At 61.8% G+C, this 8,036-nt stretch carries 8 protein-coding genes and 1 riboswitch; of the genes, 1 reads left to right on the forward strand and 7 read right to left on the reverse strand.

Translation table 11 applies throughout. The annotated features are described in order from the left end of the window. From mlaD to WCA53_RS20850, 7 genes are all read right to left on the reverse strand, one after another. The coding region (gene mlaD, locus WCA53_RS20820; RefSeq protein WP_423915088.1) for an outer membrane lipid asymmetry maintenance protein MlaD at window positions 1-444 on the reverse strand (444 nt) is incomplete at its 3' end. Between the two features lie 105 nt (window positions 445-549). Beyond that, a complete protein-coding gene (gene mlaE, locus WCA53_RS20825) occupies window positions 550-1,317 on the reverse strand; it encodes a lipid asymmetry maintenance ABC transporter permease subunit MlaE (protein WP_423915091.1) in 768 nt (255 codons plus the stop codon). Further along, complete coding sequence (locus tag WCA53_RS20830) at window positions 1,314-2,132, reverse strand: ABC transporter ATP-binding protein (protein ID WP_423915094.1); 819 nt, start codon at window positions 2,130-2,132, stop codon at window positions 1,314-1,316. The genes mlaE and WCA53_RS20830 overlap by 4 nt, the downstream gene beginning before the upstream one ends. A gap of 116 nt (window positions 2,133-2,248) precedes the next feature. Further along, window positions 2,249-3,310, reverse strand: a complete 1,062-nt coding sequence (gene thiE, locus WCA53_RS20835; protein ID WP_423915097.1) for a thiamine phosphate synthase — start codon at window positions 3,308-3,310, stop codon at window positions 2,249-2,251. Further along, window positions 3,307-4,119 (reverse strand): thiazole synthase, encoded by an 813-nt coding sequence (locus WCA53_RS20840; RefSeq protein ID WP_423915099.1) that lies wholly within the window; start codon window positions 4,117-4,119, stop codon window positions 3,307-3,309. The genes thiE and WCA53_RS20840 overlap by 4 nt, the downstream gene beginning before the upstream one ends. A 23-nt stretch (window positions 4,120-4,142) precedes the next feature. Continuing rightward, window positions 4,143-4,340: a sulfur carrier protein ThiS gene (thiS, locus tag WCA53_RS20845; protein ID WP_423915101.1), complete on the reverse strand. Its 198-nt coding sequence runs from the start codon at window positions 4,338-4,340 to the stop codon at window positions 4,143-4,145. 7 nt (window positions 4,341-4,347) lie between these two features. Then, window positions 4,348-5,463, reverse strand: coding sequence for an FAD-dependent oxidoreductase (locus tag WCA53_RS20850; RefSeq protein ID WP_423915106.1), 1,116 nt, complete (start codon window positions 5,461-5,463; stop codon window positions 4,348-4,350). Window positions 5,464-5,678: 215 nt separating this feature from the next. After that, window positions 5,679-5,801, reverse strand: a riboswitch (TPP riboswitch). Between the two features lie 327 nt (window positions 5,802-6,128). Here WCA53_RS20850 and WCA53_RS20855 point away from each other — a divergent pair. Continuing rightward, a complete protein-coding gene (locus tag WCA53_RS20855) occupies window positions 6,129-7,877 on the forward strand; it encodes an ABC transporter ATP-binding protein/permease (RefSeq protein ID WP_423915103.1) in 1,749 nt (582 codons plus the stop codon). The last annotated feature ends 159 nt before the right edge of the window (window positions 7,878-8,036 follow it).

Raw genomic sequence — 8,036 nt, forward strand, 5'->3', positions numbered from 1 at the left:
GTACAGGAACTGGCCGATCAGGTTTTCAAGAACGACAGCCGACTTGGTCATGGAAATAGTGTCGCCGGCCTTGAGCATCTGGTCGTCGCCGCCGGGTTCCAGGCCGATGTACTGCTCGCCGAGCAAGCCTGACGTCAGGATCTTCGCCGACGAATCCTTCGGAAACTGGTACTGCTTGTCGATGTCGATTGTGACCAGCGCCTGATAGGTGTTCTGGTCGAAGCCGATCGAATCGACGCGGCCCACCGTCACGCCCGCGCTCTTGACCGGCGCACGCGGCTTCAGGCCGCCAATGTTGTCAAACTTCAGCTTGACCGCGTAGGTCGACTGAAACGACATCGAACTCATGTTGCCGGCCTTGAGCGCAAGGAACAGCAGCGCCACGAAGCCCAGCACCACGAACAGGCCGACCCAAAAGTCGAGAGCAGTCTTTTTCATCGTCATCCCAAAGAATCTTGTCGCAGTTTTTCGTGCGAAGGACTGTGCCCTCCTCAACGCCCGCGAACCGGTTGCTTCATGCGAAACGGCTGGGCCGCCCGCATCGTGTGATTAGCTGAACATCAGCGCCGTCAGCAGGAAATCCAGGCCAAGCACCGCGAGCGATCCGTAGACCACCGTCTTCGTGGTGGCACGGGACACGCCTTCAGGAGTCGGCTGCGCTTCGTAACCCTGGAACAGCGCGATAAACGTCACCGCGAAGCCGAACACGATGCTCTTCACCACGCCATTGCCCACGTCGCGCCAGACATCAACGCCGCCTTGCATCTGCGACCAGAACGCGCCGGCATCCACGCCGATCATCAGCACGCCGACCACGTAGCCGCCAAAAATACCGACCGCGCTGAAGATGGCGGCCAGAATCGGCATGGAAATAATCCCCGCCCACAGGCGCGGCGCCACGATCACCCTGATCGGGTCGACAGCCATCATTTCCATGGCGGTCAATTGCTCCCCGGCCTTCATCAAGCCAATCTCAGCGGTCAGCGAAGTTCCCGCGCGGCCCGCGAAGAGCAGCGCCGTCACGACGGGCCCTAGTTCGCGCACCAGCGACAACGCGACCAGCAGGCCGAGCGCTTGCTCGGAGCCGTATCGGTTGAGGGTGTAATAGCCTTGCAAACCGAGCACGAACCCGACGAACAAACCCGACACCGCAATAATCAGCAACGAATAGTTACCGACAAAGTGGATCTGTTTCGTGACGAGCCGGGGACGGCGCAGCAGCGGGAAAATCTCGGCAACGAGGCGCAGGAACATGCGCGTCGCATAACCGATCGAGCCGACACTGCTGAGCACCGTGCGTCCAATCGCGCTGATCATGGCTTTGCTCCAATGCCAAAGTCGGCGGCCAGTGGCGTGGTACTCGGATAGTGGAATTTGAACGGTCCGTCGGGCGTGCCATCGATGAATTGACGCACGGTCGGCTCCTGCGACGCCTTGAGCTGCGCCGGGGTGCCTTCAGCGAGCACGCCGCCGTTCGCGAGGAAGTACACGTAGTCGGCGATCGCGAACGATTCCGGCACGTCGTGCGTCACCAGGATCGACGTGGCGCCAAGCGCGCTGTTCAGCGTGCGGATCAGGTTGGCCGTGATGCCGAGCGAAATGGGATCGAGACCCGCGAACGGTTCGTCATACATCATCAGTTCGGGATCGAGCGCGATGGCCCGGGCGAGCGCCACTCGACGCGCCATGCCGCCCGAAATCTCCGACGGCGCAAGATCGCGTGCACCGCGCAGACCGACGGCATTGAGCTTCATCAGCACGAGGTCGCGCAGGAGTTCATCGGGGAGGTCGGTGTGTTCACGCAACGGGAACGCCACGTTGTCGAACACGGTTTGATCGGTGAAAAGCGCGCCGAACTGGAATAGCATGCCCATTTTTCGGCGAAGTTCGTACAGGCCGTCGCGCGTCTGGGTGCCGATGTCCTTGCCGCCGAACAGGACTTGCCCGCGGCGGGCCTTGACCAGGCCGCCGATCAGCCGAAGCACTGTTGTCTTCCCGCAGCCGGAGCCGCCCATGACGGCTACGACCTGACCGCGGCCAAAGCGCATGTTCAGGTTCGACAGGATAAGCCGGTCGCCGTAGCCGAAATCGACGTCGCGAAGCTCTAACAAGGTCTCTGGAGAAACTGACACGGAGGCTAAAAATCCTTTTACGCGAGAGGCCGAATTATAGGGTCTGTGTGCGACAGATGCCGTTGAGGTCCCTTTCGACAAATAAGTAAATCCGAACTTTTCCCGATGCCGGCGCATTATCGCCCGAATTCCTGCTGCAACGCAGAGATGGCGAAAACGACGTCGGACGCTTCTGTAACGGCCCGCACGACTGCTGCGCTCCCCACGCCGGTGGACAACACTTGCCGCAACACGGCACCGTTTATTCCGCCGATTGCAACAAGGGGCACGATGCCGTCGAGCAACCGCACATATCGTGCCAGCCGCGACAAACCTTGCGGTGCGGTTGGCATGATCTTGGTCGTGGTCGGGAAAACAGCTCCCAACGCGAGATAGCTCGGGCGAAAGTGTAAAGCACGCAGCATCTCGAAATAGCCATGCGTCGATAAGCCCAGTCGCAGCCCAGCTTGTGCAATGACGTCGAGGTTCGCGCTCTGCAGGTCTTCCTGCCCGAGATGCACGCCGTAAGCGCCCGCTTCGATCGCTTCACGCCAGTGATCGTTGATAAAAAGTTGCGCTCCGTGCCGCGCTCCCGCCGCCACCGAACGCTCGATTTCCTGCTTCAGGTCACCCGGATCGGACGTCTTTCGGCGCAACTGCGCGGTTTGAACGCCTGCATCCAACACGCGTTCGACCCAGCTCGCGCTCGGCAAGACCGGATACAACCCGAGCCGGTCCGGACAGGACGGGAACGGCGAGACCGGCGCCGCCGGAAGATCGGCCACTTTCGGAAAGGTCGAAAAATCGACGGGCCACGCATCCAGCTCATCGAGATTGCCCGAGCGCCACGCGAACGCGAGCACCAAGGCGTCGTGCGGCTCGAAACCGCAATCGAGGAAAGCCGCAAACGCCGGGAGTGAATCGTCCGACCATTCACCCTCAAGCGCGTATTCAGTACCGCCCAGATGCAGTGTCGCGCGACCGGGCTTCACTGCAAGCGTGCCCACGCCATCGGTCGCTAATTCTCGCGGGCCGCCGACAATCAGGTCGCCTCCACGCGCCGTATCCGGCGTGCTCAAACAGACGCGCCACGCCTTCGATGCCGCCGGCCAGTCACCCAGCCTGCGCCGAATAGCTTCGGCGGATTCGAGCAGTTCATCGGCAGGTGGCCAGAAAACTTCGTGACTCAGCATGTTCATGCCGCGCTCCCGTCCTGATGCCAAAACGGCATGCCGACCACCGGCGTGCTCGCGTGGGCGCTATCGCGCTCGGCCATCGGTCCGGCGAGATACGCCATTCGCCCTGCTTGGGTGCCCAGCGCGAACGCACGGGCCATCTGCGCCGGGAAGGTCGACTGAGAGACCGCCGTGTTCAGCAACACGCCGTCGAAACCCCATTCCATCACTTGACACGCATGCGACGGCACGCCGAGACCGGCATCGACGATAAGCGGAACGTCCGGCAAGCGTTCGCGCAATGTGCGCAGCCCGTACGGATTCGTCACGCCCTTGCCCGTGCCGATCGGGGCGCCCCACGGCATCAGCGCCTCGCAACCGACGTCGAGCAGGCGCCGCCCGATCACCAGGTCTTCCGTGCAGTACGGCAGCACCTTGAAGCCTTCCCGAATCAGTTTTCCGGCGGCTTCGACCAGGCCGATCGGGTCCGGCTGCAGCGTGTAGTCATCGCCGATGAGTTCCAGCTTGAGCCAGGTTGTATCGAATACTTCGCGCGCCATGCGGGCCGTGGTCAGCACTTCGTCGACCGTCTGACAGCCCGCCGTGTTCGGCAGCAAGGCGACGCCGTGGCGCTTGAGCACGTCGAAGAAACCGGCTTCGCCGGTGTTCGACTGGCGCCGCAACGCGACGGTGACCATGCCGGGACGGGCGGCATCGATGGAATCCGAGAGCGATTGCAGCGATGGATAACGCGATGTCCCCAGCAGCACTCGGCTCGGGAACGATTCGCCGTACAGTGTGAGGGTGTCGGCGGTGGTGATGGGCGAGGCCATGTTTCGATTCCTTGGATGTCGGTTCAGCCGCCGGCAACCGGCGATACGACGTCGAGTTTGTCGCCGGCGTTGAGCGCCTTCGATGCATGTTCGCCCTTGGCAACGAACTGCCCGTTCAGCGCCACGGCGAAAGGCGGCTTGGCGCCGAACGCGACGAGCGCGTCGGTGACGGTCGCCGCATCGGGCAAGGCGAAAAGTTGCTGATTGATATGAATATTCATGATGTTTTCAAAGCACCGTCGCCGCGTGTTCGCAGCTCAGTAAGGCGGGCCAACGCGTGTGGCTGCGCCAGTCATCGAAGGAATCGGGTGTCGTGACCGCGCCGCCGAGCAGCGCTTCGGCGAGAGCGCGCGCGGTGTCGGCGACTTCCGGCGCGATCATGAAACCGTGCCGATACAAACCGTTCACGCGCAAGCTTCGTGCGCCGTCCCAGACGATCGCTGGACGATGATCGGGCAGCGTTGGGCGGCACTGCGAGTTGAGTTCGAGTATCCGCGCCTCGCCGAAACCCGGATGCACCGCGAACGCCGCGCTGAGCAATTCGAGCGCCGAACGCACGGACATGGGCGACATGTCCTCGCCTTCCACCTCGGTCGCGCCGATTACATAGTGATTGTCCTGTTTCGGCGCGATATACAGCGGATAACGGGGATGCAGCAAACGCACGGGACGAGTCAGCCCGATACCCGGTGCATGCACCCGCGCCACTTCGCCGCGAATGCCGCGCAACGCAGGCCACGCGGGCTTCGCACCGAGTCCGCGGCAATCGATCACCAATCGCGCTCGAATCTCCGAATCCGCGGCGACAGCGGTGTGCCAGTGCGTTTCCACGCGCCGTTCGGCAAGACCGCCAGCCAGTGCTTTCAAGACCTGCCGGTTGTCGAGCTGGCCTTCATTGGGCAGCAGCCAGCCTTGGGGAAAGCGCGTGCCGAGCGCCGGTTCTGCCATGGCGACCTGCGCGCCGGAGAGCTTGACGAAACCGTCATCGAAGAGCGCGGCCGGTGCATTCGCACGCAAGCGCCGCTCGAAGAGCGGCGCTTCGGCGCGATCGCCGGCATGCCAGACGACCAGCGTGCCGTTGCGCTGGAAAAACACCGGCTCGGGCAGTTCCGAAAGCAGCCCCGGCCACCTTTCCAGCGATGCCGCGCCCAGTTCGGTGATCAGCAATTCGGCGCTGGCGGCTTCGGCGAGCGGCGCCAGCATTGCCGCCGCGACCCACGCCGCCGATTGTGTGCCTGCGGCGTCTCCTCGTTCGTACAGCGCGACGCTGTGTCCCGCGCCCGCCAGCATCCACGCGACCAGCCGTCCGCACAACCCGCCGCCGACGACAGCAACGTCGGGCATGTTCTTCAGGGAATTTTCCACGATTGCAATGTCTCCTCAGCAGACGCTGCGGCACGGTTGAATCGGGATCGAAAATCGAGAATCGGGAGGGATGGCCGGCTCGACCCCAATTGCACGCGTGACGCACAACTCATGTCGGGGACGAAACCAGCGCCTCGACAGCGTACAGAACGCGATCGGGCGCTTGAAATAGCGGAAGAGACTGGAGGCGCAGACGGCCGCTTCCGGAAACTTCCCTCGCCGGTATTACCCGGATCGGGTGCAAAGGGTCTCTCTCAGCCTCGCCGCGCCCAGTCTTCCGTTAAGGAAAATGCGCTGAAGCACCCCTGTTTCGTCGTCGGTCATTAAAGCATAAAAGCGAAACAGCCCGCAAACGCGAAACACGGGAGCGAACGACGATGACCAACGGTTGGTAGATTCCACACTCTGGCACAATGCCTCGATCACCCAATGCATTGGTTGCACGGCTCGGCCCTACGCCGACTGTCCAGACCGTTCGGGCCGTCCGGGCCGTTAAGTACGTCGATTAAGCAGCAGTTAAGGCGCGCCGGAAACAATGTGCCGCCTTGGCCTTCAAACAAGCGGTATCGACGTGCGCATTCGCCTTGGCCCCGATACCGCCGCATTACAATCTGCCGCTCGGCACGCACGTCTTCAGGAAGCTCATGAGCACAATACTTCGCGGCAACACGGAACAAAACGCCGACAAAGTCTCGGCGTGGAGCCTGATCAGGCCATATTGGGTATCGGAAGAGCGGGGCGTCGCCTGGCTGCTGCTGGTCACGATCATTGCGATCAACATGACGGTCGTGTACATCAACGTCCGCCTGAACAAGTGGAACGCGGACTTCTACAACGCGCTGCAGAACAAGAACGTCACCGACTTTCCGCACCTGCTGCTCGTGTTCACCGGCCTGGCGGTTGCGTACATTTTCCTCGCCGTGTATGGCCGGTATTTGCGGCAAATGCTCGGCTTTCGCTGGCGCCAGTGGTTGACGCATCGCTACCTTGAGCAGTGGCTCGGCGACAAAGCGTTTTATCGGATAGAGCGCGATCGTCTCGCCGACAACCCCGACCAGCGGATCAGCGACGACCTGCAGTCCTTTGCCACTACAACGCTCGCGCTGTCGCTCGACCTGCTCTCCACGCTCGTCACGCTCGTCACCTTCATCACGATCCTCTGGACGCTGGCCGGCGCGTTGTCGTTTTCGCTGTTCGGCACGCCCGTGACGATCCCCGGCTACATGGTGTGGGCCGCCGCGCTGTATGCCATCGCGGGCTCGTGGCTGATGCAGCGCTTCGGCCATCCGTTGGTATCGGTGAATTACCAGGCGCAAAAGGTGGAAGCCGATTTCCGTTTCGGCCTGATCCGTCTTCGCGAGAACGCGGAACAGATCGCTTTCTATGACGGCGTCAACACAGAAACCAAGACGGCCAAGCGCATATTCACCGCGATCCGCCTGAATTACTGGCAGATCATGAAGTTCACCAAGCGGCTGACCTTCGTGTCGGCTTTCTACGGTCAGATCGCGAACATCTTCCCGTTCATGGTCGCCGCGCCCCGGTACTTCACCGGCGCGTATTCGCTCGGCGTGCTGATGCAAATCGCTTCGGCGTTCGGTACGGTCAGCGATTCGTTCTCGTGGTTTATCAATAGTTATTCGACCTTGGTCGAATGGCGCGCCACGGTGAATCGGTTGCGTGAATTCCAGCGGGTGATGCGTTCCACGCACATCAAGGAAGCGACGTCCCCGGCCACCGTTCATGGCGGGATCAACCTGCACTATACGAGCACCACCTCACTGGTAACGACCGGCCTGAAGCTTGCATTGCCGAATGGCACGCCACTCGCGAGCGTCGCCGATGTCACCGTGAAGCCCGGCTCGCGGTGGCTTGTGCGCGGACCGTCAGGTTCCGGCAAGAGCACGCTGATGCGTGCGTTGGCCGGCTTGTGGCCCTTCGGCGATGGGACCATCGACGCGCCCGTCGATGCAAAAATGATGTTCATTCCGCAGCAGAGTTACTTGCCGATCGGCACATTGAAGGCGGCGTTGAGCTATCCGTCGCCGGCTGAAACGTTCACGGAAGAAGCCTGCCGCGACGCGTTGCGCAACTGCAATCTCGATGCGTATTCGACGCGCCTGGAAGAATCCGGTCACTGGGCCAAGATGATGTCGCCGGGTGAGCAGCAGCGCTTGGCTGCGGCGCGCGTGCTGTTGCACAAGCCGGATTTCATATTCCTCGACGAGGCGACCAGCGCGCTCGACGCTGAGAACGAGATGTATATCTACACCGCGCTGGTGACGAACCTGCCGAAGGCGGCGATCGTCAGCGTGGCGCATCGCGAGTCCGTTGCCGCGTTCCACGAGAGCCAGATCGACATTGAGCGCGCGGTGGAGCAAGCGGTGGTTTAAGGCGTGGTTTAGCCGTACTTTCTACGTCGGAGATAAGCAAAAAGCCGTGCCGCATGATTGCGACACGGCGTTTTGCCTTAAGGCATGGCGTGGTTAAAACTTAATTCACTTCGAAAATATTGCGGTCATTGAGTGCTTGAACCGGCCGTTGATTGCCGT

Source organism: Caballeronia sp., assembly GCF_049581465.1.
GTDB lineage: Bacteria > Pseudomonadota > Gammaproteobacteria > Burkholderiales > Burkholderiaceae > Caballeronia.